The organism is Acinetobacter sp. CIP 101934, from assembly GCF_000369585.1.
In the GTDB taxonomy this organism is placed as follows: Bacteria; Pseudomonadota; Gammaproteobacteria; order Pseudomonadales; family Moraxellaceae; genus Acinetobacter; species Acinetobacter schindleri.
The window spans coordinates 2,562,213-2,579,423 of record NZ_KB850094.1; the positions used below are offsets into that span (position 1 = coordinate 2,562,213).

11 protein-coding genes are annotated in these 17,211 nt (G+C 41.0%); 6 read left to right on the forward strand and 5 right to left on the reverse strand.

Features of this window, described 5'->3' with window-relative positions; translation table 11 throughout:
• The first annotated feature begins 116 nt into the window (after window positions 1–116).
• The 3 genes from F899_RS12485 (at window position 117) to F899_RS12495 (ending at window position 3,747) form a co-directional block, all read left to right on the forward strand.
• Window positions 117–653 carry a hypothetical protein gene (locus tag F899_RS12485; RefSeq protein WP_004814606.1) on the forward strand — a complete coding sequence of 179 codons (537 nt, stop codon included), beginning with the start codon at window positions 117–119 and terminating at the stop codon, window positions 651–653.
• Complete coding sequence (locus F899_RS12490; RefSeq protein WP_005223114.1) at window positions 646–1,965, forward strand: hypothetical protein; 1,320 nt, start codon at window positions 646–648, stop codon at window positions 1,963–1,965. Before F899_RS12485 ends, F899_RS12490 begins: the two co-directional genes overlap by 8 nt.
• 456 nt (window positions 1,966–2,421) lie before the next feature.
• Window positions 2,422–3,747, forward strand: a complete 1,326-nt coding sequence (locus tag F899_RS12495; RefSeq protein ID WP_082180210.1) for an ISNCY family transposase — start codon at window positions 2,422–2,424, stop codon at window positions 3,745–3,747.
• Window positions 3,748–4,114: 367 nt separating this feature from the next.
• Here the strand turns inward: F899_RS12495 and arsC are convergent, their stop codons facing one another.
• Window positions 4,115–4,543: an arsenate reductase (glutaredoxin) gene (arsC, locus tag F899_RS12500; RefSeq protein ID WP_004814597.1), complete on the reverse strand. Its 429-nt coding sequence runs from the start codon at window positions 4,541–4,543 to the stop codon at window positions 4,115–4,117.
• 83 nt (window positions 4,544–4,626) lie between these two features.
• Here arsC and F899_RS12505 point away from each other — a divergent pair, with 83 nt between their 5' ends.
• From F899_RS12505 to arsH, 3 genes are read left to right on the forward strand one after another with little or no spacing between them, the layout of a single operon-like run.
• The gene (locus F899_RS12505; RefSeq protein ID WP_004814594.1) at window positions 4,627–4,944 is read left to right on the forward strand and encodes a metalloregulator ArsR/SmtB family transcription factor; all 318 of its coding nucleotides are present in this window, start codon (window positions 4,627–4,629) and stop codon (window positions 4,942–4,944) included.
• 10 nt (window positions 4,945–4,954) lie between these two features.
• Entirely contained in the window at window positions 4,955–5,995 is a 1,041-nt protein-coding gene (gene arsB / locus F899_RS12510; protein ID WP_004814591.1) for an ACR3 family arsenite efflux transporter, read from the forward strand.
• Between the two features lie 4 nt (window positions 5,996–5,999).
• The gene (gene arsH / locus F899_RS12515; RefSeq protein ID WP_004814588.1) at window positions 6,000–6,704 is read left to right on the forward strand and encodes an arsenical resistance protein ArsH; all 705 of its coding nucleotides are present in this window, start codon (window positions 6,000–6,002) and stop codon (window positions 6,702–6,704) included.
• A 109-nt stretch (window positions 6,705–6,813) separates the two neighbouring features.
• Here arsH and F899_RS12520 read toward each other — a convergent pair whose 3' ends face one another.
• The 4 genes from F899_RS12520 to F899_RS15690 form a co-directional block, all read right to left on the reverse strand.
• A complete protein-coding gene (locus F899_RS12520) occupies window positions 6,814–8,973 on the reverse strand; it encodes a TonB-dependent receptor (RefSeq protein WP_004814585.1) in 2,160 nt (719 codons plus the stop codon).
• A 234-nt stretch (window positions 8,974–9,207) separates the two neighbouring features.
• Complete coding sequence (locus tag F899_RS12525; protein WP_005223115.1) at window positions 9,208–11,610, reverse strand: glucose/quinate/shikimate family membrane-bound PQQ-dependent dehydrogenase; 2,403 nt, start codon at window positions 11,608–11,610, stop codon at window positions 9,208–9,210.
• A 164-nt stretch (window positions 11,611–11,774) separates the two neighbouring features.
• Complete coding sequence (locus F899_RS12530) at window positions 11,775–13,034, reverse strand: carbohydrate porin (protein WP_005223116.1); 1,260 nt, start codon at window positions 13,032–13,034, stop codon at window positions 11,775–11,777.
• A 358-nt stretch (window positions 13,035–13,392) separates the two neighbouring features.
• The coding region (locus F899_RS15690) for a beta strand repeat-containing protein (RefSeq protein ID WP_005223117.1) at window positions 13,393–17,211 on the reverse strand (3,819 nt) is incomplete at its 5' end.

Genomic DNA, 17,211 nt, shown 5'->3' on the forward strand with positions numbered 1-17,211 from the left:
CTGAATTAACATACAAGTAAAATCAAAATTGATAAATATCCAGAAAATCAATATTTATACTAGAGCAAGCTTGTATGAATTTTATGAAAAATATACGAGTAACAACAGGGGTAATAATGTTTAAGTCTATTTTATTAGGATCTTTTTGCTTAATAGCTTTAAGTGCCTGCGGTGGAGAAAATGATTCCTCAGCACCACAAAATGAAAAAATAACGACAAAAGAGCAAGTCTTTCAGAAATTAGAGGATGAAGGGAAATTACCAAAACTTGAAAGAACAGATTCAATTTTAGGGATTGATAAGGACCAAAATGGCATCCGTGATGATATTGACGCTCATATTGAACAAAAATATAAAGATGAACTTGAAAAAAAAGCGGTTCAACAATTTGCAAGGAATAGTCAGCAAAAAATGGCTGTTAATTTAGAGAATGAAGTTGAATTACAAGCATCATCTTATGAAGCTGATAGAGCAACGACTTGTGTTTATAAAACATTCAAAAATAACCCGAATATAGACGCATCCGATGTAATTGATGAAATAGGAAATATGACTACAAATACCAAAAAACGCCTACAGGCTTATTACAAATATAGTGATGCTTTAGATGGCTTTGTGTTCACGATACCACAAAGAGATTACTGCGATGAATAAGAAAATTCATTTGAGTGCCATTTCTCTTTTAATGGTTGCATCTAGCATCACTAATGCTACAGACGATGTAAATGATTTGTGCAACAAGTCTGATATAACTATAGCCTATTTCAATGGTGTTCTTACGGATGAGAAAACAGCTCGTAAGAATCTTAATGAAATAGAAGAACGCTATAGTGACCAATCACCATCAGGTGAAAACATCAAATACCAAGTAATGTACAACAAAAGTCAATTCCTCTCTGATTTTGTGGAAACTTTTTATCAACGATTCTCAGAAGAAACCATAGGTGATCGTTGGGAATTATATACTGAAATAATAAAGCAACAGTTCCAAAACAATAACGGAAAAACTTGGCTTGGTCATATTAACGACGCTCTAACCGTAATAGCGACAGTACCTAGATTTGCTTTTGATTTAATTCAAAGAGAGGTTGTTGATAGTATTGTTGCAGCATTAAAGTTGACTGCACCAATTGCAGAACGAGAAACATATTTAAAGCATGAGCGTGACTTGCAACAAAGCCTTCTAGAAGGTAATAAAGTTATAATGATTGCGCACTCTCAAGGGAACTTGTTTGTTAATAAGGCGTATCAATATTCCATTTCAAAGACTGATTCCTCCGCAGTTGGTGTAATCCATGTAGCGCCTGCTTCTATTAAATTAAATGGAAATCATATTTTAGCTGATCAAGATTTAGTTATTAATGGTTTGCGTCTATCTGGTAGTGTTCCATCCAATACTCATAGCATTCCTGTTTATAAACCATTTGGGAATAATTTTGGACGTGATGCCTTTGGGCATGGGTTTTTAGAAACCTACACTAATCACAACTTTCCTATGTATTCAGCCTTAGACTCAGAAGTAAACAATCTTTTTAATACGCTTAAAGCACCTTCAAAAATCACTGAAACTGGTTTTTTTAATGTCATGCTCACCTGGGATGGATTAGGAGATGTAGACCTACATGTGGTTGAGCCATCTGGCAATAAAGTAATGTTCTCCAACCCTATTGGTGGATCAGGTTATTTGGATATTGATAATACTTATGCTAATGGACCTGAACATTACTTTGCATCATGTGATGCAACAAAACTTCAAACCGGTGCGTATAGAGTAGGTTTAGCAAATTACTCTCGTGCGGATGGTCGAGTTGCGACATTACAAGTAAAAAGCCAAACAGGTGTATCGCACAACAAATCATTCGTAATGGGGCAAAGTACTGGTAGTGCTACAGGCATTAATGCTTTTACTCTTAACGTAAGTAAAGACGAAGAAACAGGACGCTATAAGGTATTAGTAGCAGAGTAAATATTTGACTCATAGAGATCGTTTTAATCTAGCGATCCCTATGAGTCCTTTAATTGCTATGTTGAATGCGTTTCATAAGCGAAGATGGCCTTTAATGGTATGAATCAAATCGCTAAAGAAGCATGGATGGTAGTGCTAAAAAAATTAAACAATAATAAAGGCTTATAATTTTTTTACTTTTAACCTCAGTTAATAATGGGGTATTACCGATCGTTTTTCTAGGATACTGTCTAGGATCAACCCTGAGATGATATTTAACATAAAATCTCTTATTTACAATTTTAAAAAGTAGATTTTTCCACTAAATAACCCCCCATTTAACATAATGGCGATTATACGAAATAAAAATTGTAAGCCCAAAGTAGAAATGTCCGGTTTCTCCAAAGTAAAAATGTCCGCTTTTAGAATATGCGCTTTTGCAATTTTCTTAGCGGACGGTTTGATATGTTGGTGTCTATGTCGGATAAAGAACTTAAACGATTGTCGGTCTTGCAGGAAATCTGTGATCAACGCATAACCCAGTCCCAAGCTGCTCAGCTACTTCATATTTCAGAGCGTCAGATCAGACGTTTACTGCAGAAATACAAAGCTCAAGGCCCAGCTGCATTAGCCCATGCCGGTCGTGGTCAAATCAGCAATTTCAGGCTTCCTGAAGAGCTCAGACTCAAGTGCCTCAATATTGTTTCTGATCAACTGCATGGTTTCGGACCCACTTTAGCGCATGAAAAGCTCACCACCGTTCATGGCTTTGATATTTCAGTGGAAACACTGCGTTCCTGGATGATTGCAGCCGATTTATGGATTCCTCGCGCCAAGCGTCTGAAACGCCCGTATCAGCCTCGTTATAACCGGGACTGTTATGGTGAACTGATTCAAATTGATGGCTCACACCATGACTGGTTTGAAGGTCGAGCCCCTAAATGCTGTCTGCTGGTATTTATCGATGATGCCACAGGCAAATTACAGCATTTACGCTTCTGTGAGTCGGAATCAACCTTTGACTATATGATTTCAACACGTTTGTATGTTGAGCAGCATGGTAAGCCTTTAGCCTTCTACAGCGATAAACATTCAGTCTTCAGGGTGAATCAAAGCAGTAAGAAAGACACCAAGATTACCCAGTTTGGGCGCGTACTCAGCACCCTGAATATCGATATTATCTTCGCTAATTCACCACAGGCCAAAGGCCGTGTAGAACGAGCCAATAGAACGCTTCAGGACCGTCTGATCAAAGAAATGCGTCTGGAAGGCATCAGTTCGATTGCCGAAGCCAATGCCTGGCTACCCTGCTTCATTGAGCAGTTCAATCAGAAGTTTGCCAAGATGGCCTTTAATCCCAAGGATCTACACCGGACTGTCACTGAAACAGCCGAAGAATTAGATGATATTTTTACCTGGCGTGAACCCCGCAGAGTCACGAATAGCCTGACGATCACTTATGATAAATGCGTATATCTCCTGGAAAACACGGAAGAAAACCAAAGATTGATTGGTAAGTATCTTGAGTTTCTGGAATACCCGGATAGTACAGTCGCGATTGAATATCAGGGAAGAAAAATCAATTACAGCATCTTCGATAAATTAAGTCAGCTCAACCAGCGAGAGATTGTTGAAAATAAACGTTTGGGTTCTGTATTAGCCCATATTCAACAGCAGCATGAAGAACTAGAACAACAAAATAAACGCAATCGTTCTCAAAAGATGCCAAGCAGACGTGCACAGAAAACAGCAATTCAACAACGAAATCTAAATCCTGTGCTTGACTTGGAAATGTCTGTATAGGACATTTCTATTTAGTTTTAAGGTAGGACATTTCTACTTGGGAATAACAAAAAATGTTAGAAACCATTTAAAGCGTCCAAGTAAGATAGGAATCTCTGTTCACTTCTCTAAGAGATTTAATGTCCATTAAAATATGAATATGCAGTCTAAGAACCATTTTCGAAAAATGACAGAGGTTAAATCGTTTTACACTCATAATGACATCGGTTGAGTCGCAGCATAGTGTCATTATGACCTATTAGAAGAACTAAACCACTGATTCTATTATCATGCTAATGACAAGCTATGTGTCATTTTAGCTTGAAATAAAAAGCCACCCTTACAGTGGCTTTTTTGTGATCTGATTTATCGTCTTCAATTCTGGAATTTATTTCAACCGTTTCCCTGCTTCATCAATGATCATTTCCCCATCTTCCTTGCTAAAAGCTGCGCGCTGCGGAGCGGAAAGAATATCTAAAACCACTTCTGATGGTCGACACAATCTCGCACCCAGTTCAGTCACCACAAATGGACGATTAATCAAAATCGGATGTTGCAGCATGAAATCAATCAATTGATGATCTGTCCAATCACTGCTTTCCAAGTTCAGTTCTTCATAGTGCTTTACATTTTTACGAATCGCTTCACGTACCGACAGACCCGCATCCTGGATTAACTGAATCAGTTCCTCTTTGGTCGGTGGTGTTTTCAGATATTCAATCACCTGTGGTTCCTCACCGGTATTACGGATCAAGGCCAAGGTATTTCGAGAGGTTCCACACTCGGGATTATGATAAATCTTGATCTTTTGCGACATGACTTTTCTCAGTGCATAAACAATATTGCTTTTATATATGGATATCCGTATATTCGCAATAGTAAATATATCAGGATATCGCGATGCATCAGACCGATTTTTTCAAATGTCTTGCCGATTCAACACGTTTAGATATTTTAAAGCTGGTCATGGCCAAACAGAATGTCTGTGTTTGTGAATTCACAGAACAATTAAATCTGAGCCAACCCAAAATTTCCCGTCATCTGGCTTTATTGAGAAATCTGGGCATCTTGTTGGATCAACGCCAAGGGCAATGGGTTTATTACCGTTTAAATCCTGATTTGCCGGTCTGGGCAAATGAAATATTAAAAGTCATCGCACAAGATCCGGAAATTCAAAAATCAAAATCCACCATTTCAACATCTTGTGAATTATCCTGAGTCCAATATCATGTCTGCTTCAAAAATGTCATTCTTAGATAAAAATCTGACTATCTGGATTTTTATCGCCATGCTGCTGGGGATCGGGATTGGGGTTTTCTTTCCTCAGGCATCGATTGCTTTAGACCGGATGAGTATTGATTCGGTCAATATTCCGATTGCCATCGGTCTGATTATCATGATGTATCCACCACTTGCCAAAGTGGACTATGCCACCTTACCGCAGGTATTTAAGGATAAACGCACGCTCACCCTGTCTCTGGTTCAAAACTGGCTGATTGCACCCTGCCTGATGTTTGCATTGGCGCTGATTTTCCTGCAATCCTATCCTGAATATATGACCGGTGTCATCCTGATCGGCTTGGCGCGTTGTATTGCCATGGTGCTGGTCTGGAATGGTCTGGCGTGCGGTGATAACCAGTATGTTGCCGGACTGGTGGCATTTAACAGCATTTTCCAGATTCTGTTTTTCAGTACTTATGCTTGGCTATTCTTGACCTTCTTGCCGCCTTATTTTGGTGTTGAAGCACAGGTGATTGATGTCAGCTTCTGGACGATTACCCACGCGGTTCTAGTTTATCTGGGTATTCCATTTTTGCTGGGCTTTTTGACGCGTTTGATTCTGGTCAAGCAAAAAGGTCTGGAATGGTATCAAACGCAGTTTATTCCAAAAATCAGTCCTCTGAGCTTGCTGGCCCTGTTATTTACCATTGTTGCCATGTTTAGCCTTAAAGGCGGTGATGTGGTCAGCTTGCCACTGGATGTACTCAGAATCGCCATTCCCTTGACCATTTATTTCGTGGTGATGTTCTTTATCAGCTTCTTTATGAGTAAGTGGATGGGCAATGATTATCCCAAAACTGCGGCTATTTCTTTTACCGCTGCCGGTAATAATTTTGAACTAGCGCTGGCAGTTGCGATTGCCACTTTTGGTCTCGCCTCCCCTGTGGCATTCACCACCGTGATTGGTCCTCTGGTTGAAGTTCCAGTTCTGATTGCGCTGGTCAGCGTTTCATTATGGCTAAGAAAAAAAGTGTTTAAAGAGGCATAACCCGATGGATCTCCCGAATATCAATATGAATCTACTAGAAACACCGACACTGAACAAAGTTCAGGCCAAAGCGCTGGATCATCCACCTCGCATTCTGCTGCTCTATGGTTCAAACCGTGATCGCTCTTATAGCCGACTTGCTGTTCAGGAAGCCGGCCGGATACTGGAATATTTTGGCGCCGAGGTCAGCATCTTCCATCCCAAAGGATTGCCCTTACCTGAGGATGCAGATACAAATCATCCTAAGGTAAAAGAACTGCATGAACTTTTGGCCTGGTCAGAAGGCATGGTCTGGTGTTCACCGGAGCGTCATGGTTCGATGAGTTCGATTTTAAAAGCCCAAATTGACTGGATTCCTCTGGCAGCAGGTGCAATTCGTGCGACCCAAGGCAAGACACTGGCCGTGATGCAGGTTTGTGGTGGTTCACAATCCTTTAATGCAGTGAATCAGTTGCGTATTTTAGGACGCTGGATGCGCATGGTCACCATTCCAAATCAGTCTTCTGTACCCAAAGCTTTCCTCGAATTTGAAGAGGATGGTCGCATGAAAGCATCGCCTTATTACAACCGCATTGTGGATGTGATGGAAGAACTCTACAAGTTCACTCTCCTCACCCGCGGTCAATCTGCTTATCTCACCGATCGATATTCTGAACGGGTCGAAAGTGCCGAGGAATTATCGAAACGAGTGAATCAGCAAACGATCTAGTTTTATCTCAAATCCTCTGATCAACTGGTCAAAGCTTAAATATAAAAAAATCCCGCTCAAGAAGTGGGATTTTTTATTTTGAAAATTGAGCAGCCACAAATTATTTTAATTAAAACGCTTTGGTTATACTCAATCCGGCACTCCAGTTTCGCCCTTCTGCCGGCTCATAGAAACGGCCATTGCTTTCATTGACAATCACCGAACCTGAATAGTCTTTATCAAACAAATTATCTACACGCGCAAAAGTTTTGACAGACCAGTCTTTCATATTCCAGTGATAGCCAACATTGGCACCAGCCACGGTATAGCTTGGCGCATATTGCGAGTTAATGTCGTTAACATAAATTTTGTCTGAATAACGCACATCTACACCCGTACTTAAACCATTTTCAGGTTTCCAGCCTAAAGCAAGAAAAGCCTGATTTTTGGCAATCCCCGGAATGTAGTTACCAGATGCCACTCTAGATACTATAATTTCTCCTTCATCATTAAGAATTGCAGGAATATCTGCATCAAACGTGGCGTCGATATAGCTATAGCTGACTTGAGCAGTCAGATCTCGCCACAGGTCTTTACTCCAGGATAGTTCCAGTCCTTTTCTTAAGGTTTTATCTGCATTACGAAACGTTGAGCGCCCGCCATCACTTCCCGCAGAAACAATGTCATTTTTGGTTTGAGTCTGAAATGCTGCTAAGGTCATATCACCAAAGCGATTCGCAGATTTTAATCCTAGCTCATAAGTTTCACTTTCAGCCGCTTTTAAACCAAGGGTTTCATTACTGTCATTTGCTGGGTAAGCCATTTCAGTAAAGGTCGGCGTTTCAAAGCCTTGTGCATAACTGGTATAGACCATCAATTCGGGTAGAATCTGCCAGCTTAGCGCGACTGAAGGCAATAATTTTTCATAAGTAGTTTTACCTGAATTATCGCCATTACTTAAGTAATGATCATCCGATTTAAAATGCACATTGCTATAACGTAGCCCGGCATCCAATGTCCAATCTGGAGCAAAGTTATAAGAGGCCTGCAGGTATGGATCAGCATTCCATAAGGTATTGTCTTCATCACGGCGCAGCTCGCCTTTAATACCCAGCACATCACCGACAAAGTTCTGATAGCCTTTACGATCGTCAGTCATGACATCTACGGCGACACCGGCAATCAGTTTGATATTAGGTAGAATATCCTTGCCTGTCCAACGCAAGTCAGTCCCATAAAACTGACGGTCAAAATCAATTACCCCACCTGGATGTTTAGCAGCTAATTGACTAGTATCTGGCACACAAATGTTATTTTCAAATCTACATTTAGGAATAGACTGATATTGGGTAACCTCACGCTGCCCCCAATACGCCATACCGTACAATTCATGCTGATCATTGATCGGCTTGTTCCAGGTTAATCCAGTTTGAAATTGCTCAATTTCTTTACGTGCATTATATAGCAGTACATTTGCTGCCACCTGTTTAGGATTTGCTCGCCATTGTTCACGTGTTAAACCACCTGGATCATCTGCTGCAATTTTGACATAGTTATTGACCCAGTTAATTTTAGAGCCATCCTCCAGATCCCAAGTCAGCTTGGCATTGTTCAGTACTTTATGTGCACCACTATGGTCACGGAAACCATCCGTATCAAAATAAGATGAACTGATGATATAGCTTGGTTCAGAAGCATTATCTGAGCCACCTTGTAGTACCAGGTTCGTTTGACCTTTATTCTGACTGCCACCTGAATATCCTAAAGTGACTGAATCAGGTCCCTGCCCTTCACGGCTCGTCGTCAGAATGGTTCCGCCTGATGAGTTCCCATATAAGGATGAAAATGGGCCGCTCAGTACCTCAATATGATCGAGGCTATTTAAGTCAATATTGGAAGTTTGCCCTTGCCCATCCGGCATGGTTGCAGGAATACCATCGACATATAAACGCACACCACGCACACCAAATGTTGAGCGGGCACCAAAGCCTCGCATGGAAATTTGCAGATCTTGGGCATAGTTTTCACGATTATTCAGTTGTAAGCCCGGTATCCCTTTTAAGCTTTCAGAGAGATTTACATTCAGGCTATTTTGCTGACTCTGACTCAGGTAATAAGCTGAAGCCGGAGTGTTTAGTAATGTACGGTCAATACGGGTTGCTTCAACCACGATGGGTGCCAGTCGCTGTACCTCTGTCACCGGTTCTTCCGCATGAATGCCTTGACTGATACAGGCGATCAGGCAGGACAACGTTGATTTCATCGGTAACCGTCTTATATAAAGGTACATAGCTTATATTCCTGAAGTCTGGCGTCTACGCATGTCATGGAAGCCAAAATATTTATAAAGTGTTTTTTTGCTGTATCTCGAATGCTCAGCAGCATGAGATCAGTGCATCATGTTTATAAACATGCTCATCTGACCAATCATAATTTGCTGGTTAAGATTCATTGTTATAACAGCCTGTATTCTGCATAAAAAAGCCTGACGAATCAGGCTTTTTTACTTAACTACAAAACTTCATTATTTGTTGTCTGGTAATGCATAGGCCACTAAAGAGTCGCCCATTTTGGTACCAAAGGAACCATGACCACCCGCCATAATCACCACGTACTGTTTACCGTTAGCTTCATAAGTCATTGGAGTGGCTTGACCACCTGCTGGCAGACGACCTTTCCATAACTCATCCCCATTGTTTACGTTGATGGCACGGATATAGTTATCCTGAGTTGCACCAACAAACATCACATTACCCGCAGTCGAGATTGGACCACCGAGCATTGGCACACCCATTTTAAATGGGGGTAATGGAATACCCGGCATACTGTCACGAATCGTACCAATACGTCGTTTCCAGGCAACTTCATGGGTGGTCAGATCTACACCCGCCACATAGCCCCATGCAGGCTGCTTACATGGCAAGCCAAATGGAGACAGGAAGGCACTGATTTCAACACCATACGGCACCCCATACATTGGCTGTACCCCCGCTTCAGTACCTGCACCTTTGGCAGTCTGCTTACGGTTCGGATCTTGCGGAATCAGACGAGATACAAATGGCAAACCAATTGGGTTGGTCAATGCAATTTGACGGTCTGGATTCACAGACATACCGCCCCATTCGAATACCCCCAGGTTACCCGGGAAGACCAGCGTCCCGTTTTCAGAGGGTGGTGTATAAATACCGTCATAGTTCAGTTTTTTGAACGATACACGACACATTAACTGATCAAACATGGTGGCACCCCACATGTCCTTATCCGTCAATTTATCTTGAGGAGCCAGGTTGAAGTCAGAGAACGGTTGAGTTTTTGAATACCACTCACCTTTAGTTTGTGGACCACGTTTTACAGATTGAGGCACCGGTTTCTCAGTGATTGGTATAATAGCTTCACCATTACGACGGTCTAATACAAAGGCATTACCAGTCTTGGTCAGCACGTAGATGGCTGGCACCATATTCCCGTTTTTATCTTTGATATCAGTCAATGTTGGTTGAGCTGGTACGTCCATATCCCATAGGTCATGATGGGTAGTCTGGAAGTTCCAGACTAATTTACCAGTAGAGGCATTCAGTGCTAGCATTGAATTGGCATAACGCTCGTCCAGTTCAGTACGATGACCACCATAGATATCTGGTGTACCGACACCTGTAGGTACATAAACAATATCCAGATTGGCATCATAAGCTAAAGGTGCCCATGCATTTGGTGAGTTATGTACAAACTTTTGCCCTGGAGCAGGAATCGCATTTGGATCTTCTGCACCCGTATCAAATACCCAGAGCAATTCACCAGTATTCACATCATAACCGCGAATGACACCTGAAGGTTCTTCAGTTGAATAATTATCTGTGGTTGAACCAGCGATGATAATGGTCGTACCCGTCACTACAGGAGGTGAAGTCGGGTTATAACCGCCTGGATATGGGAATGGCATGTCTTTTTGCAGATCGACTTCGCCGTTATTACCAAAGTCGGAACATACCTTACCAGTAGTTGCATTGACCGCCACCAAACGTCCGTCATTCACTGGTAAGATTACTTTCTGAGGACATTCGGCAGACGTTGAAGAACGAGCAGCTAGACTACTTTCAAAACCGGCAGTGTTATTGGCATCATAATAAGACACCCCACGGCAAGTTAAATGCTGGAAGGTATTGTCCGCTTTCAGCTTAGGATCAAAACGCCATTTTTCCTTACCCGTCGCAGGATCAAGTGCAATCAGGTACTGGTGAGTGGTACACATAAACAGGTTATTACCCACTTTAATCGGGGTTACCTGATTCGTAGTTTCACCAGAATCTTTATCCGTTTTTACATCACCGGTATGAAATTCCCAAGCCAGCTCCAGATCTTTTACGTTATCAGCAGTAATCTGTTTCAATGGAGAATAACGTAGACCAGATTGAGTACGGCCATAGGCTGGCCAGTCTTCGTCAGCAATACCGGGAATAGACTGATGCACTGCAGGCTGCTGCGATTTTAGCTCACCACGAATTTCTTGCGGGTCATTAAACACAGAATAGATCATTACCGCAATGGTAATTGCCAAAGTACTGGTGAGTGCAATCTTGGCACCTTTCGTCTCCCCAAAACCACGCGTCACGGCTGGAATGAGAAGTGCTAAACCGAACAGGCCTAAAATGTCTAAACGAGGTGCGAGTGCGAAGAAGTCCGAACCAACTTCCCATAGCCCCCATACCACTGTGCCTAAAATCAGCACGGCGTATACGATCAGTGCTGTACTTTTCTGTTTATGTAATAACACTGCGGTCGCAATAAAGAAAATACCGGCAATGATGTAGTACCAAGACCCACCAAGTACTGCCAGGTAAATCCCTCCGATCAGTAGTACCAGACCGAAAATAACAGCAATGACTGCCATAATCGTTTTCAGTACTGAACCTGAAGACGAAGTACTCATATTGAACACCTTTATAAGATTTCTTTTCGCTCATGCAATTCGAATGCATGAGCACCATATTGTTAAGTTCTTAGTTATAAATACATGAATACTTGGAGTATCAGTTCATCAATGCCCCAAAGTAATGGAAGAATCAATTGTGTATTTGCAACTAAAAACTCCGATTAGAACGACGTATTAAACTTGATTCCACCCACCCAGACATTTTCACCGTCTTTATATGCACCGACATGATGGACATATTGCAGGTTTGGACGGATGGTCAGCCAGTTAGTTGCATGAATGCCGTAATAGATTTCCGCATCGACTTCTTCACTACGGTTACCCAATACATCATTGTTCATATGGATACGGGCAACACCCAAAGCGATTTCATCCTGTGGACGGGCATCCATCGCACCTTTGTAGACAAGACCGATATTTTGCATATCACTAACTTGGTTGGTTTTAGAGTCATGAACAGTGACGTTCACGAAACCGCTTAAACCACGTGATGTATCCCCTTGATGTGAAGTCAGCTGTTGCTTAGCTACAATCCACCCCCCGTGATGATGACCATTTTGGGTTTGTTCATCTTGTGGAGTCACGCCATCAAATATTTTGGCATCAGCGGTACTGTAGTAATAACCGGCACGATATTCACCTGGCAGTTTTTGCTCACCCAGTTTCGGTGTCCACACCACTTCTGCAGGAATGATCGCGCCTTTAGAGCCGTCTGTGCTCAGGTTAAAACCTTTGCCACGTTCCAGATTCTCAGGGTTATATTCATAGACGCCCACTTGGGTAAAGATTTCAGGTGTGACGTTGTATTTCACACGTGCTGCCCACTGTGATACTGGCCAGTTATACCATTGGTCACCGACCCAGTTGCCTACCTGTGAACCACACAATGCCAGGTTCTGGAAATCGCAATCAAAACTGTTAAAGTCTTCACCTTCACCAAAGCGACCAACTTTGACATCCAGTTTCTGATCCAGGAATTTTTTCTTGATCCAGAAGTCAGTTAAACGCCAGGTTTGACCACGTCCCCATACTTCCTGCACCGAGCTTAAGTGTCCATCAAGCGCTTCAGCAGTATTGGATAAGTTACGACCGTTACGCTGAGTCACTGTAATTTGTGCTTCGGTATCTTTCCATCCTGCAATTTTTTCCAGATCCAGATGGGCCCCGATTGCAAACTGGTCGGCGTATTCAGTACCGTGATCAGATGAGTTTTTAGCATCAATGAGTGTTGCTACTTCACCGGTATAACCAAAACTGAAATCATAACCTTGTTGTTGAAGTTGAGTACGCTGACCATTCCAGTCGCCTAACATCCATGGATTTTCTGTACTAAATGCATCCGCAGCATGAGTAGCAGTATTTGCCAATAGCAAAGCAGCCAAGCATGTATATACAGCCTTGGATAATTGGGAGATAGACATTAAATGTGTCGCCTTAATCACACTTATATGGAGAATATATTACACCTCTTTATATAAATTGTTTGTTTTTAATATAAATTATATATTATTAAGTAGTTTAAAAATGAAATTTATATAAATATCAAAATCTTAATAATTATTCAAAATTTTTTAATGAAATTTATTTATATTTTTTAAGTAAATTAAAAACTTATTTTTGAACAGGTCATGCCAATAAGAGTTTGATATTTATTCACTACTGATCAAATCCCTTAATCTTTCTGAAATTGATCAAAAAATCTTTTTATCTGTATAAACGAACAAAGAGGCTTCGAGAAGCCTCTTTGTGTTAGTCATTTTCTAAATAATTATCTTAGTTTTAGTAAATGATATGACCATTTGAAAGCAACTCTTCCAAGTTCGTATTCACACCCTCAAGAGTAATAAGTTCAACCTTATCTTGGAACTGTGTACCAGCTCCATCACGATCAATTGATATCACTGTGGCATTGTTGTCATTTACTTCTACAGAAATATATTCACTAATATTCTCTGCATTTGCCCCTGTTAACAATGCACTTATATCAATTGCATCACCTTCATTCAGGCTGAAATCAGTCCAGATATCTGTACCATTTCCGCCGGTTGCATCTGTTTCTGCACCTTCAAGTACATTATAAATAACAGTATCTGCTACGCCTACATGGCTTGAATAACTATCATCATAACGGCTGCCTGTAATTGAAGCGCCTATTCCAATATTCAGGTTCGCAGTATCAGATAAACCGCCCACATCATTTACAGTATAAGTAAAGCTCTCTATTTGACCAATACTGTTGCCATCTTGCGTTGTGTAAGTGTATTTACCACTTGCTTCAACATTTAATATTCCATAAGTACCAGTAATATTTACAGAATCCTGATTCTGCAGCAAAACATCATTCTGGTAAATATGCCCATTTTCAAAGCGATATATTTCTGCGCCTTGTTGAATGGTGAAAGTCGCTATATTAGAAACGATATCATCTTCCAGTAAATTACCCTCTTCACTATATATACCCTCTATAGTTGTAAAGTCATTTAACGAAGTTTCAATCACTGAAAGTGTTGTATCAACTGTAAACTCACCATTATTTGCAGGTCTTACTCCCACACCTGTATTAGTGGTTATATTTTCCACATTAACATTAAGTACATAATCACCCGCAATTAAATCATTAAGTGGAATGCTTGCTGTATAATAACCATCAGACACTGAGTTATTCGCAGTTAAAGTTAAAATACCCGATGTCACTTCACCATTTTGACCAGTAAGTGTGTAAGTCGCAGTAACACTCCCCCAATTCTCAGTTACAGAGTTATTCAATACCGTACCTAATAATTCAGCTGTAACAGTTAATGTTCCATTAGCTACAGTATTTTCTGTGATATTAAAGCTTTCTGAGAGCGTATAGGTATTTGTCCAAGTTGTATTAGTAATAATCTTTCCTGTAACAGGTCCATTAGTTCCGGTAGCCTGAGCACCTACAACTTCAACTTTTGATAACAGCTCACTGACTGTATTAATTTGGGCAATTGATACAGTTGTCTCATCATCAAGTGCATTTACAGTAATCACCCCATCAGCTTGAAGATCATTTTCATTCCAAATAATCGTTGCACCTTCTGCATCAGTACGGATATTAAGATAGGCTTGCGAGGTATTACCAGCTGCATCAGCTACTGTATACGTGAATGTATCAACTTTAGCTACATCATTGGCATCACCATTACTTACATAACGGTATGACCCATCTGCTTGCATATAAAGAATACCGTAACTGCCTGCAATTGCTGTCTCTCCTATGTTTGCGATTGGCGTATTGACGGCATATGTCGTTTCAGCAGAAATGACTTCTGTCACCTTCATACCATCACCGATATCTGCTACATCCGTACCCGTTCCACCCGCTAATACATTACCTATAGCATCTGCTGTCGAATATTGCGTTGATGCATCTATATTGATTCTAACACCACTGAGTAGTCCTACATCAGCAATCGCATTTAACAACTGACTTAGAGGACCATTACCCGATGGAGTAGAGAAAGCAATCGTATAATTACCTTCTGGGATACTAGTAAACTCAATATTGTCTGCTCTCATCACAGTAGTCAGTACTGCTGGAGTTAGCTGAAGAGCATTAGCTGCTGTTGCCACAACCTCACCACTATCAAGATTCACCAGCATTAAATCTGCAGAAAGTGTTTGACCGAATAGTGCTCCGATTGAGGTAATTAATGCACTTAAATCTACACCTGTTGCACCGCTCACATCTATCGAAACATCTTGAGTCGTATCAGCTTCAACCGTGAAGTTAAATGCGCCCGCACTTAAATTAATCTTAGCTAGCCCCGATAACACATCAGCGGAAGCTAATCCAAAAATAAAACCACTATTGGTCAGATTATTTTCGACAACCGTGTCTAGTACATTCACATTATTTAAATCGTCATTGGCAAATAGAACCGCCTCAACCACTAAACTTTCTGTAATTGTACTTTCATTACCTGCGACATCAATAGCTTGCACAGTAACATTATAACTACCATCAGCTAATTCTGGAAGCTGGCCATCAGCAAGTGTCCATGTATCATCACCATTATTTACTGCTGCATAATTAATGCCATCTACAGTCACAACAACTGTTGCAGTAGGATCATTAATTGCACCTTGCAAAGTTGGCGTACTATCACCTGTTGTATTTGTCACAAGAGTTATTATTGGAGCTTGGGCATCAACGATTGTACTTGCGGCTTGAGAAGGATTACCCGCTAGATCAATGGTTACGGCATTCAGTATTGTTCCATCTGTTAAGCCTGGATTTGGGATTGACCATAAACCATCTCTCCCTGCTACTGCCCTGCCAATTTCATTACCACCCTCAGTAGTTATAATCACTGTTGAGCCAGCTTCTGCGGTACCTGTAATATCATTAATATTATTTATTGGATTAACTGTAGGTGCATCAGGCGCATAACGATCCAAAATATTAATAGTTAAAGTTGCAGTATCAGTAGTTACTCCATCTCCATTTAACACTGTATAAGTAAATACTTCTGATTGTCCGATAGATGCAAATTCACCGTTCCCAACATAAGTATATGACCCATTAGAATAAATGGTTAAAACACCATACTCTCCATTGATTGTTGTACCAGCCGCACTCACACTTTGAGGTGTTTCTACTCCAAATTGGATTTGAGTAACCGTTGCTAAAGTACCACCCTCATCATTGGCCAAGACATTATCCTCCACAGTATTATTTTCAAATGTTGTGGAAGTTACTTGTGTCGTAATCGTGGTTTGCTGCAATAAGGTCAAGGTATTGGAAAGCAGCGCAGTTGCTGCTGCATCAACAATTGTATCTAACAAACCAGTTACACTGAAACCGAGTATAGAAATCGCATTAGCATTACTTAAGAGACTTTCGTTTAATGCACCAACAAGTTCATCTACTGGTAGACCATTCACTAAAGCGAGCACAGGCGGTAATATGATATCTGTCACCAATGTTGCGATCGCACCACCACCTAAAGCATTACTAACAGCATCAAGAATGACTTGTTGATTATCAGCACCTAACAACACACCAGCATCACCAAGTTCTTGAAGTGAAACACCACCACCATCTGTATCAAGTAAATTCGTTAATGCACTTGCGTCATTGCTCACTACGACATGATATGTACCTGCTGGTAGACCTGTTACATTTGCAGTTAATGTATTGTCACCAGTAATACCTAAGATATCTAACCCAGCAACATCACCGACTAATTCAGAGTCCTGGGTGACTGCTGAATACACAATATTGCCATTTTCATCTAAAACATCAACACGATACGCATCGGCTACTGCAAGTAATGATGTTTGTGAAATTGAAATTGCAAGGCTATTTGTAGAACCAGAAAGTACCACTTCTGTTCCTGCATCCGCACCGCCAGTTGATTCAAGTAAATTAATCACTTGAACATTCTCATCAACAACAGCTGTCTCGGTTGTTGTGATTTCACTCCCCATATCTAGATTTACATTGTCATCATAAGCAAAGCTTACAGCTGGTATCTCTGGATCTGTTAAGCCGTCTAAGCGTGTATCCAAGGCATCTTTTTCTGCCTGGATCGTTTCAGGTAATGCATCCACAAGGGCTTTTGCATC